This window comes from Sphingobium sp. LF-16, assembly GCF_003711185.1.
GTDB lineage: Bacteria > Pseudomonadota > Alphaproteobacteria > Sphingomonadales > Sphingomonadaceae > Sphingobium > Sphingobium yanoikuyae_A.
Genome location: NZ_CP029335.1, coordinates 2,125,374 through 2,146,676, shown reverse-complemented (window position 1 = coordinate 2,146,676; position 21,303 = coordinate 2,125,374). Strand labels below are relative to the sequence as shown.

Sequence of the window (21,303 nt, the reverse complement as noted above, 5' to 3'; positions counted from 1 at the left end):
GATACATGGTCTGGAAATAATTTGGTAGCAAAGGGGATTAAAGCCGCCACTGAGGCGTAAGTGACGTATGAAACCCACGTCGCCCAAGGTCGTCGACCTGCTGCCCGCGCTGATGCGCTACGCCCGTCGACTGACCGGCAATGAAAGCGATGCCGAAGACCTGGTCCAGGATGCGCTGGTGCGCGCCTATGCCAATGCCGACAGCTATCAGCGCGGCCGGCCACTGCGCGTCTGGCTGTTTTCCATCCTGCATAATGTCTTCGTCAGCGGCACGCGACGGGCGGCCGTGCGCGAACGGTTCCGCGCCGACGCCGTGGCGCAGGCCGAGCCGGTAGCGGCGCCGGCGCAGGAGCAGATGGTGCGACTGCACCAGATCGAGGCGGCGCTGACCGCCCTGCCGGAGGAGCAGCAGGCCGTGCTGCATCTCGTCGCGGTCGAGGGGCTTTCCTATCAGGATGCGGCCGACGCGATCGGCATTCCCATCGGCACGCTGATTTCGCGCCTGTCCCGCGCCCGCGCGAAGCTGCGCGCACTGGAGGAGGGGGCGCCAGCCGTGTGCCCCGGCCATCTGCGCATCGTGAGGGATTGAGCCATGGCGGAACTCACCATCACCGAATGCGAACTGCACGCCTATGTCGACGACCAGCTCGACGCCATGGGGCGGCTGGAAGTGGCCGATTATCTGGTGCGCAATCCCGATGTGGCCGCGCGCGTGCTGGCCGATCTGTCGGTGCGCGACGCGATGCGGGCACTGGCGGAGCGCGACGAGCAGCCGGTGCCGCAACGCTTGCATGACAGCGCCCGCAAGGTGGAAGGCGCGCTGCACCGCAGCCGCCTGTTTCGCCGGTTGAGCGGCGGGCTGGCGATGGCGGCGGGCATCGTTGCCGCGGTGGCGCTGGGCGTGGGCAAGCTGAACATGGGCGTGGCGCCGACGGCGCAGGCGATGCCGGTGTTCATCGAGGAGGCCTTGATGTCGCACAAGACCGCGCTGGTGCGGTCGCACATGAAGTCGCAGCCCGAAATCCCGCATTTCGACCCGGCCGATGTCCGGTCGGCCACCCATATCAACGTGCCGGTACTGCCGGCGGGCTGGCGGGTGCTGGATGTGCAGCTCTTCCCGTCGGACTATGGGCCGAGCCTGCAACTGGTGATCGATGCGGGCGAAAAGGCGCCGGTATCGCTGTTCGCGGCGCGGGCTGTCACCGGCCTGCCGGAAACGCCGCGCACCCAGGTCGTCGACGGCGAGACCATCGCCTACTGGGCCCGCAAGGGCACCGTCTATGTGCTGACCGGCGTGGAATCCCAGGATTTCCTGCAGAAGCACGCGGCCGATCTGGCCAATAATCAGGACGCATGAATGAGCATTGATCTCTCGCAACAGACCGGCGCGCTGCGCCGGCAGGCAGATGTCTGCGTCATCGGCGCGGGCGCGGCCGGCATCACCACCGCGCGCCGGCTGCTGGCGGCCGGGCATCAGGTGCTGCTGCTGGAAAGCGGCGGGCTGGACTATGAGCGGGAAACCGCCGACCTCAACGCCGGCAAGAATGTCGGCCAGGCCTATTATGATCTGGACGATGCGCGGCTGCGCTTCTTTGGCGGCACGACGGCGATCTGGGGCGGGCGCTGTGCTACGTTGGACCCGATCGACCTCCAGCGCCGCGACTGGGTGGCGGGATCAGGCTGGCCGCTGTCCTGGAACGAACTGCAGGACTATTATGGCCAGGCGCGCGGCATATTCGAGATTGGCGACGAGCCGGCCAGTGCCGACGCGCTGAGCGCCCATGGCGTGCCGCTGCCGGGGTTCGATCGGTCGGAACTGCACATGCCGGTGTGGAATTTCGATCCGCGCTTCAACCGCTTCACCTTCGACGCGTGCCAGGATCTGCGCGATCATCCGCGCTGCGAGATCATCACCCATGCCAGCGTCACGCGGATCGTTACGAAGGATGGCGCGATCAGCCGGATCGAGGCGAAGGCGCTGGCCGGCGCGCATCTGCATGTCGAGGCGCGCGCCTTCGTGCTGGCGGCGGGCGGGATCGAGAATGCCCGGCTGCTGCTGGCGTCGAACATCGGCAATGAGCGCGACCAGGTCGGCCGCAACTTCATGGAACATCCCCATGCGCGCGGCGGGCGGATCGTCGATGCCAAGGCCTGGCCACTGCTCAAGGCCTTCGGCCGGCGGCACCGGATCGGCGGCCATGACATGGCAGCGCTCATCACGCCCTCTGCCGATCTGCAGCGGCGCGAGGGGCTGCTCAACAGCTCGCTCACCATCGTCGGGCGGCAACCGGCGCGGGCGTCGCAATTCTGGGGCATGCGCGCCTATGGTTCGCTCAAGCATGACATGTCGCCGACCCGCAGTGGCCGGCGGATGTGGATGATGACGAAGAAGGCGGCGACCTGGGCCCAGCGCCATGTCGATCCGCTCCGCCCCTGGCTGTTGCACAAGGCGCGCAAGCTGGAAATCGCGCTGCTGGTGCGGGCCGAACAGGCGCCCAATCCCGATAGCCGGGTGCTGCTGACGAAGGAGCGCGACGCGCTGGGCGTGCCGCGCGTGGCGCTGGACTGGCGGCTGTCGGCGATCGACAAGCATAGCGTGACGGGATTGGTCGATGGCCTGGGCCGTGAACTCAAACGGCTGGGCATGGGCCGGGTCGAGCGCGCCGACTGGCTGGACGAGCCGGGCGAGCTGTGGCGCAACGATCCGCTCATCTCGTCCCACGCGATCGGCGGCTATCATCATATGGGCACGACCCGCATGGCGACCGACCCGCGCCAAGGCGTGGTGGATGCCGACGGGCGCGTGCATGGCCAGGCCAATCTCTATGTCGTGGGCTCTTCGACCTTCCCGACGTCGAGCTGGGCCAATCCGACGCTGACCATCGCCGCGCTGGCGCTGCGCACGGCCGATCGGCTATCGGTCGTGCTTAACCGGCCAGTGGCGCAGCCGGTACGGGTGCCGGGACTGGCCAAGGCGTCGTAGCGCGCGCTTTGAGGTTCGTCGAATGGCGGCGATGCGGTGGGAACAAGACATAGCCCCTCCCTTGCAGGGAGGGATTGGGGTGGGTTGCGAGCTTCTGCCCTATCGACCGTAGACCGCCGCTACGCGGCGCACCCACCCCCGGCCCCTCCCTGCAAGGGAGGGGAGTAGGAAACGTCCGCTTCTGGTCGTTTCTCGACAGGCTCGAAACGAACGGATGTGGGTGCTGCGGGCAGAGGGCGTCAGTCGACCGGGCCGTGGAATTCGGCTTCGACGATGCCGAGGTGCCAGCCGGGCGGGACGGCGTCGGCGCCGGTGTCGCCGGCCTGGCGGGCGCTGGCCAGTTCCACCACCTTGCCGAAGGCGTCCTTGTCCTGCACCGGGCCGGTCTGGCGGATGCGCAATGACTGGCCGGTCGTGGCGGGGAAACGCAGCGTGGTGTAGCCGAGCTGCCGTTCGGTCTCGCCGCGCCAGACGCTCTTGCCGTCGATCGTCAGTTCGAGCGGATAGGCGCGCGAGCGCCAGCCGACCAGTTTCAGGTCGATTTCGCTGAGGCGCACCGGCGTGGCGAAGCGATATTCGATCCAGCCATTGTCCGGCTTGCCGTCGCTCGCCCAGCGGGTGAGTTCATTGTCGTCGACGGTGGCGCCGGCATCGGCCTGTCCTGACCCGGCGCGGATATCCTGCGCAACGAAGGTTGTGCGATGCTGCGTGAAGCTGGGAGTGGCGGGCGTCGGGCCGCGCACCAGGCTGCCGGGCTGGAAGGCGTCGGCGAAATCGGTGGAGAGCCCGCCCTTGGTGGCGGCGGGCAGCTTGGTCTGGATCGACAGGCTGGCGGCCTTGAGGCCCGGCGCGGTCGCGGTGAGCGATACGATGCCGGCCTTGGTGCCCGCGCGGATCAGGACGCGGTTAACCCCGCCCTCCAGCGGCAGGTCGGGTGAGAGGATATAATTATCCTCCTCGCGCGCGGTGCCGGCATAGGAGGTGGTGCCGTCCGCGCCATGCGCCTTGGTTACCACCGCTTCACCTTCGGTCTGGCCGGCGCGGACCTTGCCCTGACTGTCGCCCTGGGCAATGCCGCCGCGCCAGAGCGCCGGCCCCTTGAGATCGAAATGGACCTTGCTGGCGTCCACCGGCACGCGGCGGCCCTGCGCATCGACCGCCTCGACATCGACCAGCGCGATGTCGGCACCGTCCATGACGAAGCCGCGCGGCGAGACATGGGGGGTGAGTTTGAGCGCGACCGCCGGGCCGGTGGTGGAGAGGCTATATTCCGACGTCTTGCCATCGGCGTGGGTGGCGACGGCGCGCAGCGTGCCGGGGGCGAAGGCGATAGCCTTCCAGCTGAAGAGGAAGCTGTCGCTGCGCTGGCCCTTGCCGAGCGAGCGGCCGTTGAGGAACAGTTCGACGCTATTCCCATTGGACACGACGGCCATGTCCTTGACCGTGCCGGGGGCGTAGTTCCAGTGGCCGATAATGTGGGTAGCGGGAGTGACGCTGTCGACCCAGTCGTTCCACATCACCTGATGCGCGAAAAAGCCCTGCTTGGGGATGCGCACGGCGTCGACCTCACCCGAGCGGCGGTAATTATTGTCGCCGCGATAATGGGTGTTGCTGTCCGACCAGATGATGTTGACGCCGCCGGAACTGACGCGGGTGCCGGTGCCCGGCCGCATGACATAATAGTCGTTCCAGCGCTTCACATCCTCGATGGCGTGGCTGTCCTGGTTGCGATTATAGGCGGGCGCATCCTTGTGGAAGGGCGGGGTGAAATTGTCCTGATAGGCGCGGGCGGCTTCGTCGCGGCTATATTCCATCGACCACATCGGATGCTTCGCGCTCTTGTTGATATACATCATCTCGCCGCCATATTCGGCGACTTTGCTGTCCAGCATTTCGCGCGATCCGATGGCGCGGCCGCCATGGGGATCGTAGAGGTCGCGGATCGCCTTCATCTCCGCCATATGCGCTTCGCTGATATTCTCGTTCCCGCTTTCGTAGAAGAGGATCGAGGGATTGTTGCGATTATAGATGATCGCGTCGCGCATCACTTCCTTGCGCTGGTCCCAGCGGCGGCCGGTGACGTCGCTTTCGGCGTCGCCCGCCGGCATCGCCTGCATCAGGCCGACGCGGTCGGCGGATTCGATGTCCTGCTTTGACGGGGTGACGTGCATCCAGCGGACCAGATTGCCGCCGCTCTCCACCATCAGCGCGTTGGAAAAGTCGCTGATCCAGGGCGGGATGGAGGTGCCGACGGCGGGCCATTCGTTGGAGGTGCGCTGGGCATAGCCATGGACCATGATGGTGCGGCCGTTGAGGTCGACCTTGCCATCGCCGAAGCGGGTCTGGCGGAAGCCGGTCTTCGTGTCGACGCTGTCGATCACCTTGCCCTTGTCCATCAGGCTGGTCGTGACGGTGTAGAGATAGCCATAGCCCCAGCTCCAATAATGGAGGTCGGCGACCGGCGCGGCGGCGGCGAGGGTAGCGCTCTGGCCGGGCGCGATCGAGGTGGCGGCGCTGTCGAACCGGGCGACGCGGCGGCCGGCGGGATCGCGGATTTCGACGCGCAGCGACAGGGCGCGAGCGGCGGCGCTGTCGTTGCGGACCTGGCTTTCGGCATGGATATTGGCGCGGCGGCCGGCGATGTCGAAACCATCGGCCCAGACATATTGGCCGGTGGTGCCGAGCGTCGAATAGAGCGGCAGCGTCTGATAGACTGGCCCGGTCAGGTGGAGCCGGACATTCTTGGTAATGCCGCCATAATTGACGTTGAAATTGTCATTGTTCCACTGGAAGCCGCTGCCAGTGGCGCGTTCCTTGTATTTCCAGTCATTGTCGACGCGCACGGCAATGACATTGTCGCCGGGCTTGAGTGCGGCGGTAATGTCGGCGCCGAAGGCCATCACGCCATGTTCGGACAGCGCGACCGAGCGGCCATTGACCCAGATTTCGGCGGCCTGGCGCACGCCTTCAAATTCCAGGAAGGCCTTGCCGCGCGCCGCATCGGCGGGGAGGGTGATGTGCTTGCGATACCAGATGATGCCGGTGGACAGCGCCTTGATATCGCGGGCGAAGGCCTGCGTCTCGTTGAAGGCGTTGGGCAGGGTGACGTTCTGCCATCCCTTGTCGTCAAAGCCGGGCTGCTGTGCGCCGGCCTGATCGCCGGTGGTCATCAGCCAGCCGGGATTGAGATTATAGGTCTGGCGCGGCGAGGCGGTGACGGTGGAGGCGTCATGGGCGGCGGCGGGGAGCGCGGGCAGGAGCGGCGCCAGCGCCAGCAGGGCCAGGCCACCCCGCAACTGACGCACCCGCGCGCCGACAGCCGATTTCCGCTTCATGCCCTTGCCCTCTCCGAATATTGGTCAGGCCACTTTGGGCGATGCCGGGCGAGGGGTCAATAGATATCCCTAAAAATGGATATGTGATCCATATATTGGTCAGTCAGGTGGGGCGTGTGTGGCGCCGCCCACCCGATCGAGGGTCAGCGTTCGCCCTGCTTGCCGGCGCCCAGATAGAAGCTGGTGTGCGGCGGCTGGTTATAGGCGGTGTTCTGCCAGGCGACGCCGAGGCGATAGACCGGATCCTGCATCAGCGTGACGAAGCGGTGCGTGGTCGGATAGGGGGTGGTGTAGATGCGCAGTTCGCGATTGTCGGCGCTGCGCCATACCACTTCCTCGCGCCAGTCGCCGATCAGGTCCGCCTGCAGCGCTGGTGTCGCCTTGGTGCCGTTGTTGGACGACAGGCCCTCGGGCGAGAGCAGGGGGATTTCCTTGCCATTTTCCCAGTCCCATTTGGAAATGGTCGTCTTGTCGAGCAGTTCGCGCAGCAGGTCGCCATCCCACCAGATGGCGAAGTTCATCTGGCGCGGGCGCGGGCCGATCGGCTTGCCGGCGACGTCGAACAGTTCGGCCGAACTGGAATTCCAGAACTCGGCGCCCCAGTGGCGCGGATCGATATCGGCGGCGACGCCGCGGCCGGTATCCTTTTCGGCCGGGGTGGACCAGAGCATCTGGCCGGTGCGCGCGTCGAGAAGGGCGGAGCCGATCATGCCATTCTGGCGCTGATCCTCGAACACACCGAATTTTTCGAGGCCGGGGCGGGCGGGGTCGAGATCGCTGACATGCATGGTGTCGCCGTGGAAGAGCGGCTGGGTCCACAGCCCCTTGCCATCGTCGTCGACCGCCATCGAGCCGTAGATCACCTCGTCGCGGCCGTCGCCATCGACATCGGCGATCGAAAGCTGGTGATTGCCGCGCCCGGCATAGTCGCCCTTGCCCGGCTGGCTGCTGTCGAACAGCCAGCGCTGGGTCAGCTTGCCGTCGCGCCAGTCCCAGGCGGCGATCGCGGTGCGGGCATAATAGCCGCGACCAAAGACCATCGAGGGCAGATGGCCGTCGAGATAGGCGACACCGGCCAGGAACCGGTCGGACCGGTTGGCATAGCCATCGCCCCAGCTTTCGGTCAGCTGCTCGGTCGTGGGATTGCCGCCGGGATAGCGCGGCGGATCATAGGGGGCGGTGGCCAGTGCCTTGCCAGTGAGGCCGTCGAAGACGGTCAGATATTCCGGCCCCTTGACGATGCGGCCCTGCATCGGCGCGACCTTGGTGCCATCGGCAAGGACTTTGGCGCCGGTGCGGTCGCGCTGCGGCACTTCGCCATCATGGCCGCGCCAGTCGGCCTTCGCGTCGCCGATCACCGTGCCGATGCCGTCGATCGTGCCGTCGGCGGTCTTCATCGCCACTTCGGCGCGACCGTCGCCATCGAAGTCGAAGGCCAGGAACTGGGTATAATGGGCGCCGGCGCGGATGTTGCGGCCAAGGTCGATGCGCCATAGCCGCGTGCCGTCGAGCCGATAGGCGTCGAGGAAGACCGAGCCGCTATAGCCGCCCTGGCTATTGTCATGGCTGTTGGTCGGATCCCATTTCAGGATGATCTCGTAACGGCCGTCGCCGTCCAGATCGGCCGCGCTGGCATCATTGGCGGTGTAGCTGAACGACTCGCCGGCCGGGGTGACGCCGTCGGCGGGGGGCGTGAGGGGGATGGAGAGATAGGATTTGTCCCACATCATGGCGGGGGAGGGGGCGCCCTTGTCGCCGATCCGCTGCACCGCATAGCGGCTGGTCGTGCTGCCCTTCCTGTCGACGAAGGCGGTGGCTTCGCCGACGCGGCTGTCATGGATCGGCTTGCCGTCGCGCAGCAGGCGGAAGCGGATGGTGGCGGGATCATCGGTCAGTAGACGCCATGTAATAAGCATGCCGCCGCCTTGTGTTGGTAGCGCTACCGCGCCACGATCAAGTCGTTCGGCCGCTATTCGGGCGGTGGGGCCAGTTGCTAGTGCCATGGTCGAAGTCGCCAGCCCGAGCATCATGGTAAAGGCCCGAATAGTGGTGCGCATTTGCATCAATCTCCCCTCTGGATCACTACTGATCCAAATATTAGAATTGCATCCCACATATAGGTTCAGTAACTCTCCGTCTAGAAACTGATTCGACGACCGTGGGGAAACGGAGTCGGTCATGGGTGTTCTGGGAGAGAGGGGATCGGCTATGCGCGAGCATACCACTGAAAGTGCACGAAATTTTTCAAACATCGCAATGGTTCGCCGGACGCTGAAGGGCGCCTCTGCCCTCGCCATGGCGGGCGTCATGCTGATGTCGGCTTCAGCCATTGCTCAGACAAATGACGAAGGCGAAAAGAAGGAAGGCGCCGTTTCGGCCGCCGATATCGTCGTCGTCGGCACCCGTGCCTCGCTGCAATCGGCGATCAACCGCAAGAAGGAAGCGAACACCGTCGTCGACTCGATCGTCGCCGATGATATCGCCAGCTTCCCCGACAAGAATATCGGTGACTCGCTCGCCCGCATCACCGGCGTCCAGCTGAGCCGCGAATTTGGCGAGGGCAACCAGATTTCGATCCGTGGCGTCGAGCCCGACCTCAACCGCGTCGAGATCAACGGTGTCAGCCAGGTCAGCGCGCTCGGTTCGCGCGCCGGCGACTTCCGCGAAATCGCGGCCGAACTGGTCAAGTCGATCGACGTCTACAAGGGCTATGCTGTCGACCTGACCGAAGGCGGCATTGGCGGCACGGTGCGCGTCGAAACGCGCAAACCGCTGGAACTGAAGGATCCACTGATCTCGATGGTCGCGTCGGGCCAGCATCTGGATCTTACGGAAAGCTGGAAGCCGCGCCTGACCTTCTTTGCCGGTGCGCCCAAATTCCTGATCGATGGCCTGGGCATCCTGGTCAACGCTACCTATAGCGACGTCGACACACGCCAGGATTATATCAGCAACACTAATTGGCAGCGGCTGGCCGATTTCGATCATTCGACCGAGAAGACGGTCGCTAACCCGCTCTACAGCAACTATAATACATATGAGAGCTGCGCTGGCGTCGGTGGTGCGACCACCGGGGCCGCCACCGCCAACCGGCTGGCGTGCGAAACCCAGTTCTTCGACTGGGCGCCGACCGTGCCGCGCTATCGCCAATTGGTGCGTAATGACAAGCGCATCTCGGCCGATGTCACATTGCAATATCAGGTGGCGCCCAATTTCCGCGCCTATGTCAACGGCCAGGTCAATCTTCGCAACCAGAAGCTGCAGGACACCAACTATTCGGTGGATTTGGGCCGCATCGAGCGCTTCAACCTCGATCCGCAGCTGGCAGCCGGCGCGGGCGGCGGCACGTCGCGTCGCCGGGTCCAACTGGGCACTTCGACGGTCAACGGGAACCATGTCGTCACCGGCCTCACCACCGCGCTTGACGCCGTCAACATCGGCACCGCAACCAACCCCAACTGGAATGGTGCGGCGAACATCATCGGCGTGCAGCGCCGCGACTTCGATTATGACCAGGACAGCAAATATTTCTCGGGCGGCTTTACCTGGGAACCCAATAGCCGGTTGAAGATCGACGTGATGGGATCGCATGCGACCGCCCATACCGATCAGCAGACCAACCTCATTTCGCTGGGCACCAGCGTGTCGGGCATCACCATCGACCGCAACAATGACCAGGGGCTGCCGGTCTTCAGCTTCCCATCCAATTTCGACCCGGCCGATCCGGCGGTCTATGCCGACTTCACCCGCACCGGCGCCAATGGCCAGGTGCTGCCGGTCTATGGCCCCGGCCTGCAATATCGTCCGGGTGAGTTCAACAATACCGAAGATCAGTTCAAGATCGACGTCGATTGGGAAATTGATCACCCGATCGTCAGCAAGATCGAATTTGGTGCCCAGGGGCGCAAACAAAAATTCCTGAACTATCAGGGTGGTGGTTCGGTCCTGCTGAATCCGACGACGATGACCTATCAGTCGTCGGCGAATGTCTCCTACACTACCAATATCGTTGCCAATCCGACCCAGACGCGCAACGGCAATACCTGGTATATGACGCCCGCCCAATATACCGCGCTGATCGGCGCGATTGGCGGCACCACGGGTGGCGCGCCGCTCTTTTCCGGCCTGAAGGGCGCGCCGGCTGGCCTGCCCACGGGGCTCGCCTTCCCCAATTTCGATGCCGAGGAACTGGGGAAATTCTACGATCTTTCGGGCTTCGATCATGATCTGGTCCGCTTCGCCGATGGTTTCCCGCAGGTGCCCAGCGCCAAGATCGACGAAACCGTGCTGGCGGGTTATGTCATGGCGGATATCGATACCCAGATTTTCGGCATGCGCCTGACCGGCAATGCCGGCGTGCGCTGGATGCATACCAAGGATGAAGGGACCGGCACCAATGTCAGCCGTGTGACCCGCTTCACCCCGACGGGCGGCACGGAAACGGTCGTGCTGGCGGCGCAATCGGTGACGATCAGCAACAGTTACACGGACATCATGCCGGCCTTCAACGCCAATCTGGAACTGGCGCGCGACCTGTTCCTGCGGGCCAACTGGGCCAAGAATTTGGCGCGACCGCGCCCGACCGACCTGGTGCCCAACATCAATTGCTTGGATGACATCACCATCACGGGCACGGACGATACCTGCACAGCGGGTAATCCGGCGCTCAAGCCCTATCGCGCAGACCAGTGGGAAGTGAACCTGGCCTGGTATCCCAACGCCGACACGATGCTGAGCCTGGGCTATTGGAAGAAATATGAATCCAGCTTCGTCATTCCCAATGTGACCCGCAGCGGCGTGGACCTGTTCAACGACGGCTCCAGCTATACGGTGCGCCAGCCGGTCAATGGCTTTGGTGCGCTGCTCGACGGCATCGAGGCGAATGCGCAGACTGCCTTCACCTTCCTGCCCAAGCCGTTCGATGGTTTCGGGGCTAGCGCGAATTTCAGCTATTCGCGGGCGTTGCGGACCAACCTCACCAACAGTGCGACCGGGGCGGAACTCAAAGAATATCCCGGCATGTCGAAATATACTTATAATGCCAGCTTCTTCTACGACAAGGATTGGCTCAATTTCCGCCTGAGCTACAATTATCGCTCCAAGTGGATGCAGACGGTGATTGATGCCAATAACGGCAATAACCCGCTCTATCGCAAGGGTGAAGGCTATCTGGACGGCAAGATCACGCTGCGCTTCCCGCAATATCATTTCAGTGTCTTCCTGGAAGCGCAGAACCTGACCAAGGAATCCACCAAACTCTATATCAACAGCGATATGCCGGTGGAGATGGCCTATCCCGGTCAGCGCTTCTTCGTCGGTATCCAGGGCAAGTTCTGATCCCATTCCCTTGGGGAAGGGCAAAGACGCGGTTCCGGGCATGTTCCGGGGCCGCGTTTTCTTTTGCGGGTGGGCGCGACGGGGCAGGTCGGGTCATGGGAAGGTGACGCGCCCGCTTTTCGAAAACCGCGGTGTGCGCCCCGGATATTGGCAGCGGGCGCGTCGCCCGCTCGATATCATCCGGGCGCGTCCTGTCCTGTCGTTTGTCGGCACGACAGTTGTGCGCCGTGCGCAGAAATGGCGTGGATGCGCGCGCTTGATCGGCAAGGATACACAGGGATCGGTTGCTGTCGCGATGTTGGGGGGGGCAGCTGGGTTCGAGCCAGCGACCTACTGATTGAAAGCCCCGCTACATCGCGCCATTCGAGGTCAATTATGGTCATCGGGCGGCTCGCGGGCACGTAAAACCGCGACATTCAGTCATTCGGCGTCAGTCGACGGCAGTGAAGGATAGCGGCCGTTCGGTGCTCGGCGCTGTGCTTGAAAAGGAATGTCGCTTGGTCATACGCAATCTCACCGAAGCCCGCATCAGGGACCTGCCTCTCGCCTCCGGAATCTTCCGGGACGAGCAGGTCAAAGGCCTGATGGTCATATGCCACAAGACAGCGCGCTGCTATGCCGTTCAGGGCGACGTGCGTCACGTCAGGACGGTGCGGGTCAAGATCGACCGCTGCGACCGGATCGGATTGCGCGAAGCTCGTAACCGGGCGAAGACGTTGATGTCGCAGATACAATCCGGCGTAGACCCGACGGAGGGGCCGGCCGAGACAGGCATAACGTTGGCGCGGGCTCTGAAGACCTATCTGCGCGGCATCGAGGCGGGCCGCAGCAACCCATCTGGCGCCATCGTCGGCAGATTAGCAGCTGTTCTCGGTTGCCACCCGAGCGCACTGCTGGATCAAGGCACAGTGGGCTAAGTGGCCGTCTGTCTCAATCAAACTCTGACGTTAGCCTGGAAGAGAAGCCCTGGAATACGCTCGTGCGGACCTTGACCGACAGGCTCTGGCTCACAATAGTTTCCTGAACTCAATAATTTGGAAAATTCATGCCAGACGAGAATGCAAAACGGCAAGATATTGAGCAGGCAGTCAATGCCCTTCGATCACTTTCCCCCATCCAAGTTGAAGTCCTTACGGACATCATTGCCAAATTTGCGGAGGAGCAAATTAGCGAGCACATCCGTAATGATTTTCTCGATGAAGATGCATTCGAATATTTTTCTACTCGTCTTGCCGCGCATCATGCATCAAGCGGAGTGGCACTGAAAAAGGAGAACTTCGAACACATACTCGAACAATCCTTTAAACGCACCGGCCATGATGCGAAGCGAACGGATAGCATGGTCCACCGAGGCGCTGATCTTGAAGTCGATGCTCGCTTTTTCTCGCTTAAAACTGAAGCCGCCAAGGGCTTAAATCCCAAGTCGATCACGATTTCAAAGTTGATGGAGGCCCGGTGGATTAGAGACCTGAACGGTCCTGAAGATGCTCCCGAACAGGTGAAAGAACCCATTCTCTCGCATCTCCAAGAATATGAGCGAATTTTCATGCTTCGGAGCTACGGCAACGAGGAACGGGTCCGTTATGATCTTCGGGAAATCCCGAAAGATGTCTTGGCTGCGGTGGCAAACCTGGAGGCAAAAGATTTTGGGAAGATTACAAAAGCCGGTGGTACTAGCGCAGAAGTCAGATTGAACGGCCGAAAAGCGTTCAGGCTTGTCCTTGACGGCAGTGTCGAGAAAATCACAATCTCAGGCTTAGATACGGAACTATGCCCGCTGCATGCGTGGTGGGAGCTAGGCCGTCCCGGTTAGACAGATAGAGACAACTGACCGCTAGCCTGTGAAGTCGCCTCCAATTCCCCATCGATGTCAGCAAGGATTGCGCGTGCTATCTGGCCCGCCACCACCGGCGGCACAGCATCTCCGATCTGTCGGTACTTGAACGACAAGCTTCCCTTGAACTGGTAATCGGCAGGGAAGCCTTGGATTAGAGCCATCTCCCTCACTGTAAGGAGCCTGTCCTGCTCGGGATGAGAGTAGCGGCCGTTGCCGGGGTGGCTGCACTCGCGGGTCACCGTCGGCGCCTGCCGGTCCCATGCAAGCCTACCGTAAATGTCGGGGAATGACCCAGGCTTTTTCGAGTTCATGCTCGGAATGCGCAAATGAGCCAGTTTCTCTGGAATGTCGGTCCAACTCCCCCCATCCTTCGGGATGGCCTGCATCCGCGCCATGGACCCATCCGTCATACGAGGAGACACATGCATCGGGTCGTCAGGGTGCTGCTCTCCCGCCTGAACGGCAGGCAGGTGGCCGATTGCGTCCCTTACAGTCGCGAACGATTGCCGTTCCGGAACGTGCCACTCGAAGCGACCGCCCAATTTTGCAACGATCAGGGAGCGAATACGACTCTGCGGAAGGCCCAGATGTTTGAGATCGTGCACCTCGGCAAAGACGTCGTACCCAAGTTCTGTCAACCGACGATGAAGGCCCTGATAGTGGTGTTTGTGTCGTCCACGAAGCAATTCCTTGACGTTCTCGACCACCACATATTTCGGCTTCCACGCCTCCGCATAGACAGCCGTGCGCTCGACGAGGTGGTTGCGGGAATCATCGCGGGCATGGTTGCGCGATTGCTTCTGGCTGAAGCCAGTACAGGGCGCACAGGAAATGAGCAGGTCAACATCGTTCGGCTTAAACCCAAAGTGGGCGGCGACGTCTTCAGGAGAAATAACCGCAAGGTCAGCAGAGAGGGGCCGGAGCCCTAGGTTCGCCTCGTAGGTATCGTTGCAGGCAGTCGCGCCGACTGGATGGCTGGGCTTAGCTACCTCAAGGTCCACGGCACCGATCGGCGTGAAGCGCCCCGTGCGGGCAAATCCAGTGGATATTCCGCCACCGCACGAAAACAGATCAACGAACTTCAATTCCCTACCTCACAAACGGCGGTAAGCTTCCACCATCTATACCGAAGGCGAACAATTCGGGAACGATGAAAGCGCCGTTGATGGAAAATTATCACAACAGACACGAATGATGCATCCCATTGCTCCGACTTTTTCGGTGCCTATTGGGTACTCAGATGGAAGATGTCGCGCGCTACGGCGGCATAAGTGCCATCAAGATGATGTTTTATAAGGGTTAAAATGGTGAGTCCAGCTGGGTTCGAACCAGCGACCTACTGATTAAAAGTCAGTTGCTCTACCGACTGAGCTATGGACCCCCTGTCGAGACCGCTCGCACTAGTGGCGTGCGGGCGGCTGGTCAACCTCTTGTGGCACGATGATAGGACGCTTTTCGCAAAAGCGCATGCAGATGCCGCACGCTCTGCCCGGAAGGCGGGCATTTCCAGTCGGGTGCGATGGCACTGAGCGGGCGCAGGACGAAGTCGCGCTGGGCAAAGGCGGGGTGGGGGATGATGAGGTCCCGGCTGCACCAGCGTCCGCCCGACCAGAGGATGATGTCGATGTCGAGCCGACGCGCGCCCCAGCGCTGGAAACGGCGGCGGCCAAGGCCGGTCTCGATGCCCTGCAGCGCGGCCAGCAGGACGGGCGGGGGCAGCGCGCTGGCGACCAGCAGCGCGGCGTTGGCGAAGCGGCGGCGCGAGGGGCCGAGCGGTGGCGTCTCGATCGTCGGCGACAGGGCGACCACATCGCCCAACGCGCCGATCCGGCGCACCGCTTCTGCCAGCAGGCGCGGCGGCGTCAGCCGGGCCGAGAGCGGCCGGTTTGACCCGATCGAGAGGGCATAAAGGTGGCGGCTTGTGTCCGGCATGGTGCAGCGCCTATCTGAGCGCCATGATCCTGCAAAGCCCCCTATCAAGTGAACCGCCCCGCGACTGTCCGCTCTGCCCCCGCCTGGTCGCGCTGCGCGCGGAATGCCGGGCGGAACATCCCGACTGGTGGAACGCGCCGGTGCCCGCCTTTGGCGACCCGATGGCGCGGATCGGCATCATCGGCCTGGCGCCGGGCAAGCAGGGCGCGAACCGAACGGGTCGGCCCTTTACCGGCGATGTCGCGGGCGAGCTGTTCTTCGCGACGCTCAAGAAGTTCGGGCTGGCGCAGGGCAATTATGAGGCGCGGGTCGATGACGGGCTGGAACTGCGCGACGCAATCATCATCAATTCGGTCCGCTGCCTGCCGCCGCAGAACAAGCCGGTGCCGGCCGAAGTGCATGCCTGTCGGCCCTTCCTGGCCGATGGCGTGGCGCAACTGCCGCGCGCGCGGACCTTCATCGCGCTGGGCGAGATCGCGCATCAGTCGGCAGTGAAGGTGCTTGGCGGCAAGCTGCCCAAGGCCCGTTTTGCCCATGGCGCGGAGCATCGCATGCCTGACGGGCGGATGCTGATCGATAGCTATCATTGTTCGCGCTACAACCAGAATACCAACCGGCTGACGGCGGAGATGTTCGAGGCGGTGTTTGCGCGGGCGGTCGAACTGGCAGGGCTGACGTCCGCCAATTAGAGCATTTTCGAAGCAGATGGCATCATCTGCCGGCTCGGAAAATGCGGAAAACAAAAAGGCAAACAGAGGATGATCCGATTCAGTATGAACGGATCATCCTCTAGGCGCGGTGCGGGCCGAACAGGATGACGCCCGCGCCGACCAGGCTGAGCGCCACGCCGGCCATGTCCCAGCGGTCCGGCCGCACGCCCTCCACCAGCCAGAGCCAGAGCAGCGCCGAACTGATATAGACGCCGCCATAGGCCGCATAGGCGCGCCCGGCCGCCGCCGCGTCGACCAGGGTCAGCAGCCAGGCGAAGAGCAGCAGCGACCCCGTGCCGGGGATCAGCCACAGCATCGACTTGTCCATCCGCAGCCAGGCCCAGAAGGCGAAGCAACCGGCGATCTCGGCCAGGGCGGCGGCGATATAGACCAGGATCGACTGCATCAGCCGATCCGGGCCGGGTTGCGGCGCGCCATCAGATATCCTGCGCGATGCGGCCGTAAAGTTCGGGGCGGCGGTCGCGGAAGAAGCCCATGCCGGCGCGGTGGATCTTCGCCTTGGCAAGGTCCAGCGTGGCGACCAGCGCGCCATTGTCCTTGGCGTCGGACTCTGCGAGGAAATCGCCCCATTCGTCGCTGATGAAGCTGTGGCCATAGAATTTCTGGCCCTCTTCCTCGCCGATGCGGTTGGCGGCGATCACCGGCATGCAGTTGCTGACCGCATGGCCGATCATCGCGCGGCGCCACATCCGGCTGGTGTCCAACTCCGCATCATAGGGTTCGGAGCCGATCGCGGTCGGGTAGAACAGCATTTCCGCGCCCATCAGCGCCATGCAACGGGCGGTTTCGGGATACCATTGGTCCCAGCAGATGCCGACGCCCACGGTGCCATATTTGGTCGGCCACACCTTGAAGCCGGTATTGCCGGGGCGGAAATAATATTTTTCCTCATAGCCCGGACCGTCGGGGATGTGGCTCTTGCGATAGACCCCCATGATCTCGCCCTCATCATCGATCATGGCGAGCGAGTTGTAATAATGATGGCCATCCCGTTCGAAATAGCTGGTCGGGATATAGACGCCCAGATCCTTGGCCAGCTTGCGCATTTCCTGCACGGCGGGGTGCTGGTCGGTCGGCTGGGCGCGGTCGAACAGGGCTTCGTCCTCTTGCCGGCAGAAATAATGGCCCTCGAACAGTTCGGGCGGCAGGATGATCTTCGCGCCGCGGGCGGCGGCCTTGGTCACATGATCGGCGACCATGGCGATATTGTCGGCCATGTCGTCCGAAAAGGCGAGCTGCAGGGCGGCGACGGTCACGCGGGTCATTCATCACTCCATGATGGGTTCGCCGCGCGATATAGGGGCTATGGCGCCGCCGCGCTACCGGGAAGCGCCTATAGCAGGGAAGCCGATTGCTTGAGCACCATGGAGCACATCTTGCCCTTGGCATCGCCCTTCAGGCTGTCGAGCGAAATGTCCTTCTTGCCGGCATGAATGATGCCGGTCTCGCCGGACTTGAAGGCGCCCGAGCCCTTCACGCCCGGTTTCTTGTTCAGTTTGTCCAGCACGGCATTGGCGCTGGTCGCATCAACGAGCCGGTTCTTGACGCAATAGCCCAGCACGCCTGCGGCATTGTCGGCGCCCATGCCGATGATGCTGGGCAATTGGGCGGTGCCGGCGCTCGCGCCCAGCAGGATCAGTGAAGTGGCAACGATCGGACGAAACATGGGGCAATGCTCCTGAAGCCGGGCGATGCTGCGTCGCCCGGCCCGGAAATTGCGCCCGCATGCGCATCCCCGCAACGGGGGACTAACCCCTAGACCAGCGAGGGCATTTGCTGGCTGCAGCAGTGGAAGCTGCCGCCGCCCGACAGGATCGCGTCGCTGCGCAGGCCGATGATCTGGCGCCCCGGAAAGAAGGGCGCGAAGGCGTCGAGCGCCGCCTGATCATTGGGCTGGCCATAGATGGGGACGATGACGGCGGCGTTGCCGACATAGAAATTCATGTAGCTGGCCGGGATCGCTTCGCCATCGACCAGCACCAGGCCGGGCGAGGGGATGTCGACCACCTCCACGCCATGCGCCTTGGCGCGGGCGCGGGCGTCGGCATAGATGGCCGTGTTGGGATCGTCCGGCGTGGTCGCGATCGGCAGCGCCAGCTTGCCCGGCGCGACGAAGCGGGCGAGATTGTCGACATGGCCGTCGGTATGGTCGTTGAGCAGGCCATCGCCCAGCCACAGCATGTCGGACAGGCCCAGCGCGCCGGCCAGCAGCGTCTCGATCTTGCCGCGATCCAGATCCGGGTTGCGGTTGGGGTTGAGCAGGCATTGTTCGGTTGTGACGAACAGGCCGGTGCCGTCGGTGTCGATCGCGCCGCCCTCGAACACCCAATTCTGGGTGGAGGTCGCCATGCCGGTGGTTGCGGCCAGGCGCGCGCCAATATCCTCGTCACCGGGCATCTGATATTTGCCGCCCCAGCCGTTGAAGCCGAAATCGACCAGCGCGCGCTCCCCGGTCACGCCGTTCAGCACGGCGATCGGCGCGGTGTCGCGCAGCCATACGTCGCCCAGATTGTGGACGGCGATGGTGACGCCCGGCGCGACCAGGGCACGCGCAGCGTCGGCATCCGCCTCATTGGCGACGACCAGCCGCACCTCCTCGCCCTTGCCATCGGCGTGGAGCGCACTGGCGAAATCGGCGATCTGGCGACGCGCGCCGTCAAAGGCGCCGGGCCATTCGTCCGGGTTGGTCGGAAAGCCGATCCAGGTCCAGTCGTGCGGCGCCCATTCGGCAGGCATGCGAAAAGTCATAGATTTGTCCTTGCCCGGCGCGCTGGCCGGTCCGAGATAGCGGGAGAGATGTTGCGCGCTCCATAGCGCAGGGTCGCGGGTCTGGACAGAGGGTGTAGCGGGTGAAGAAGAGCGGATCGATCATGCTGGCGGCGCTGATGCTGGGCGCGGCGCCGCTGGCGCAGGCGGCGGACCTGCCCGAATGGCTGACCGGCGAATGGCAGCAGGAACGGGGCGACCGCTGGACCGAGGAGCTGTGGTCGCTGCCGCGCGGCGGGGTGATGATCGGCATGGGCCGCAGCGGGCGGGGCGAAAGCCTGCAAAGCTGGGAGGTGATGCGGGTCGTGCGGGCGGCGGACGGAACGCTGACGCTGCATGCGGCGCCGGAGGGCGGCAAGGAGACGATCTTCCCCGTGCTGGAACAGGGCGTGCGCGACATCAGCTTCGCCAATCCCGACCATGATTATCCCCAGCGCATCCGCTACTGGCGCGAAGGCCGTCTGCTGATGGCCGAAACCGCGATGATGGACGGCAGCAACGCCCAGAACTGGACCTATGCCCCGGCGGGGCAGTGAGGGGGAGCATTTTTGGGCGTAGAGAAGCTCACTGGCACCTCTTGATCGCGGCGCTTCCTGCATTCGCTAAAAGAATGGCATGATCAAGCGAGGCGAATTTATCTTGGTAACCGCAACGGCCGCGTTGACTGTCATCGCTGTTCTTACTCGTGGTCCGCTCGGTCGAACTCGACCTCACCTAGGGCCAATCGACATTCAGCCCCGACGGCCTGCAAATGGCGGTTTTCCGTGATTCCGGTGCTCACGTACTTTAAGTACGCTGCGCTTCGGGGCACGGAAAACCACCATTTTCGTCACGTCATCATCTGAATGTCGATCGCCCCTAGTACATGGTTTTCCTTCGACGGAACGCCTCTGACGTTCTCCTAGGCTCTATGACGAGTGTGGTGTGTCCCTTAAGGAAACGACTGTGTGGCGGGAGTTGAAGAAGCTGGGCTATGTCAAACTGAAGGCACGCCCACGTCACCATGCTCAGAACGAATATGCGTTCGCAGACTTCAAAAAGGGGGGTGACCTACCCCTCCCCCGGCAGTCCCTCGATCATAACGAGAGTCCAGCGGTTAAATACGATGGCCCGGACGCCTGCACAGGCGCGTCGAGCATGATGCTATCGTCCTGCACGAAGGCTCGACGCGCTTGCGGCCGCGTCGTCGGCGTACGGACAAGCCTTCCTCCCGATATGGCCGGTAGAGCTTCTTGCAGTTCATGCTCATGCCCTTGCGCTTCAGCATGACGCCGATCCGGCGATAGCCGAACCGACGGCGCTGCCCTGCGATCTCCCGCATGGCTTCGCGGATAGTTCCGTGGTCCGGCGGGTGTTCGCGCCTGGCCGTCTTGGGATCGACGCCAATCAGCACGCAGGCTCGGCGTCGTCAGCATTTGCCCACCAGGTCCTTCAGGATCGCGTTGTCCAGCATGCTATCGGCCAGGAGCAGCTTCAGCTTGCTGTTCTCGTCCTCCAATCGCCGCAACCGATGGGCATCGGAAACCTTCATGCCGCCGTACTTCGCCTTCAACTTGTAAATGCTCGCCGTGCTCAGCCTATGCTTGTGATAAACCTCCACCCTCGGAAGCCCTGCTTCCTGCTCCTTGATCATCCCGACGATCTGCGCTTCGGTGAAACGGCTCTTCCTCATGCGCCTGCTGCTTAATCGCGGGAAAACTCTACATCAGAACGAGGGACCTTTCGGGGGCGGGGGGGAGGGGCAGGGGCTTTGCAGCCGAGCAGGCAAAGATCAAAGCCGCTCTCTCGCGTGGCACGCCGATAGAGGTCTGGTTCCAGGACGAGGCCCTGATCGGCCAGGAAAACAAAAAACCGCGCTGGGCCAAGCGCGGCAGCCAGCCGTCAGCACCCAAGGACCAAAGAACGAAATCAACTTACATCTTCGGCGCCATCTGCCCGGAGCTTAGCAAGGGAGCAGGCCTGATCCTCCCGTTCCGCAACACCCAGGCCATGTCGCTGCACCTGCCGGAGATGTCGCTCGCTATCGAACCAGGTGCACACGGCGTTGTGCTGATGGAGAAAGTCGGGTGAAACATGGCCGAAAAGCTCGAAGTGCCAGAGAATATCAGCATCATTCCACTGCCGGCGAAATGCCCCGAATTCAACCCGGTCTAAAATATCTAGCTTTATGCGCAATAGCTGGCCGTCAACCCGGATCTTCACTTCATCGGCAACACGATCGCTTTTACTGCTGATACTGCTGATACTGCTGATACTGCTGATACTGCTGATACTGCTGATACTGCTGATACTGCTGATACTGCTGATCACACGGTCGCTATCTGGACGCTCTGTTCCATCTTCGCGGTGCTTTTGCCAACGTCTGATGAACCGCGGCACTCG

Annotated in this window: 17 protein-coding genes, 1 tRNA gene and 1 pseudogene; 8 read left to right on the top strand and 11 right to left on the bottom strand. The window is 62.9% G+C overall.

Annotated features, from left to right (window positions below; all coding sequences use genetic code 11):
- Positions 1–67: 67 nt before the first annotated feature.
- Genes DIZ22_RS10035 through DIZ22_RS10025 form a run of 3 tightly spaced genes read left to right on the top strand, consistent with a single transcriptional unit; the run spans position 68 to position 2,983 of the window.
- A complete protein-coding gene (locus tag DIZ22_RS10035; protein WP_122928154.1) occupies positions 68–589 on the top strand; it encodes a sigma-70 family RNA polymerase sigma factor in 522 nt (173 codons plus the stop codon).
- Positions 590–592: 3 nt separating this feature from the next.
- Positions 593–1,357, top strand: a complete 765-nt coding sequence (locus DIZ22_RS10030) for a hypothetical protein (RefSeq protein WP_004211880.1) — start codon at positions 593–595, stop codon at positions 1,355–1,357.
- A complete protein-coding gene (locus DIZ22_RS10025) occupies positions 1,358–2,983 on the top strand; it encodes a GMC family oxidoreductase (protein ID WP_048937282.1) in 1,626 nt (541 codons plus the stop codon).
- A 239-nt stretch (positions 2,984–3,222) separates the two neighbouring features.
- Here the strand turns inward: DIZ22_RS10025 and DIZ22_RS10020 are convergent, their stop codons facing one another.
- Positions 3,223–6,318 (bottom strand): DUF4982 domain-containing protein, encoded by a 3,096-nt coding sequence (locus DIZ22_RS10020; RefSeq protein WP_048937281.1) that lies wholly within the window; start codon positions 6,316–6,318, stop codon positions 3,223–3,225.
- A 143-nt stretch (positions 6,319–6,461) separates the two neighbouring features.
- A complete protein-coding gene (locus DIZ22_RS10015; RefSeq protein ID WP_276309029.1) occupies positions 6,462–8,381 on the bottom strand; it encodes a rhamnogalacturonan lyase in 1,920 nt (639 codons plus the stop codon).
- Between the two features lie 193 nt (positions 8,382–8,574).
- Between DIZ22_RS10015 and DIZ22_RS10010 the strand changes: the two genes are divergently transcribed.
- The 3 genes from DIZ22_RS10010 (at position 8,575) to DIZ22_RS10000 (ending at position 13,468) form a co-directional block, all read left to right on the top strand.
- Entirely contained in the window at positions 8,575–11,655 is a 3,081-nt protein-coding gene (locus DIZ22_RS10010; protein WP_234415747.1) for a TonB-dependent receptor, read from the top strand.
- A 497-nt stretch (positions 11,656–12,152) separates the two neighbouring features.
- The gene (locus DIZ22_RS10005; protein WP_199909701.1) at positions 12,153–12,572 is read left to right on the top strand and encodes a helix-turn-helix transcriptional regulator; all 420 of its coding nucleotides are present in this window, start codon (positions 12,153–12,155) and stop codon (positions 12,570–12,572) included.
- A gap of 128 nt (positions 12,573–12,700) precedes the next feature.
- Entirely contained in the window at positions 12,701–13,468 is a 768-nt protein-coding gene (locus DIZ22_RS10000; protein WP_164488877.1) for a hypothetical protein, read from the top strand.
- Here the strand turns inward: DIZ22_RS10000 and DIZ22_RS09995 are convergent.
- The 3 genes from DIZ22_RS09995 to folK form a co-directional block, all read right to left on the bottom strand.
- The gene (locus DIZ22_RS09995; RefSeq protein WP_199909702.1) at positions 13,465–14,577 is read right to left on the bottom strand and encodes a DNA cytosine methyltransferase; all 1,113 of its coding nucleotides are present in this window, start codon (positions 14,575–14,577) and stop codon (positions 13,465–13,467) included. The genes DIZ22_RS10000 and DIZ22_RS09995 overlap by 4 nt on opposite strands.
- A gap of 220 nt (positions 14,578–14,797) precedes the next feature.
- Positions 14,798–14,873 (bottom strand) — tRNA-Lys (locus DIZ22_RS09990).
- 41 nt (positions 14,874–14,914) lie between these two features.
- A complete protein-coding gene (gene folK, locus DIZ22_RS09985; protein ID WP_048937276.1) occupies positions 14,915–15,424 on the bottom strand; it encodes a 2-amino-4-hydroxy-6-hydroxymethyldihydropteridine diphosphokinase in 510 nt (169 codons plus the stop codon).
- Between the two features lie 23 nt (positions 15,425–15,447).
- Here folK and DIZ22_RS09980 point away from each other — a divergent pair, with 23 nt between their 5' ends.
- The gene (locus tag DIZ22_RS09980) at positions 15,448–16,113 is read left to right on the top strand and encodes a uracil-DNA glycosylase (protein WP_048937275.1); all 666 of its coding nucleotides are present in this window, start codon (positions 15,448–15,450) and stop codon (positions 16,111–16,113) included.
- Positions 16,114–16,213: 100 nt separating this feature from the next.
- Here the strand turns inward: DIZ22_RS09980 and DIZ22_RS09975 are convergent, their stop codons facing one another.
- The 4 genes from DIZ22_RS09975 to DIZ22_RS09960 form a co-directional block, all read right to left on the bottom strand.
- On the bottom strand, positions 16,214–16,540 hold the full coding sequence (locus tag DIZ22_RS09975; protein WP_037507824.1) for a YnfA family protein: 327 nt from the start codon (positions 16,538–16,540) through the stop codon (positions 16,214–16,216).
- 31 nt (positions 16,541–16,571) lie between these two features.
- Positions 16,572–17,420, bottom strand: a complete 849-nt coding sequence (gene aguB, locus DIZ22_RS09970; protein WP_004211973.1) for an N-carbamoylputrescine amidase — start codon at positions 17,418–17,420, stop codon at positions 16,572–16,574.
- A gap of 68 nt (positions 17,421–17,488) precedes the next feature.
- A complete protein-coding gene (locus tag DIZ22_RS09965) occupies positions 17,489–17,821 on the bottom strand; it encodes a DUF2501 domain-containing protein (protein ID WP_048937274.1) in 333 nt (110 codons plus the stop codon).
- A gap of 89 nt (positions 17,822–17,910) precedes the next feature.
- Positions 17,911–18,903: an agmatine deiminase family protein gene (locus tag DIZ22_RS09960; RefSeq protein WP_048937273.1), complete on the bottom strand. Its 993-nt coding sequence runs from the start codon at positions 18,901–18,903 to the stop codon at positions 17,911–17,913.
- A gap of 101 nt (positions 18,904–19,004) precedes the next feature.
- On the opposite strand from DIZ22_RS09960, the gene DIZ22_RS09955 reads away from it, so the two are divergent.
- Positions 19,005–19,457, top strand: coding sequence for a DUF6265 family protein (locus tag DIZ22_RS09955; RefSeq protein ID WP_048937272.1), 453 nt, complete (start codon positions 19,005–19,007; stop codon positions 19,455–19,457).
- 632 nt (positions 19,458–20,089) lie between these two features.
- Here the strand turns inward: DIZ22_RS09955 and DIZ22_RS09945 are convergent.
- Positions 20,090–20,593: pseudogene (locus DIZ22_RS09945) on the bottom strand (transposase); the annotation flags it as partial.
- A gap of 236 nt (positions 20,594–20,829) precedes the next feature.
- Positions 20,830–21,300, bottom strand: coding sequence for a hypothetical protein (locus DIZ22_RS09940; protein WP_164488876.1), 471 nt, complete (start codon positions 21,298–21,300; stop codon positions 20,830–20,832).
- Between the last annotated feature and the right edge of the window lie 3 nt (positions 21,301–21,303).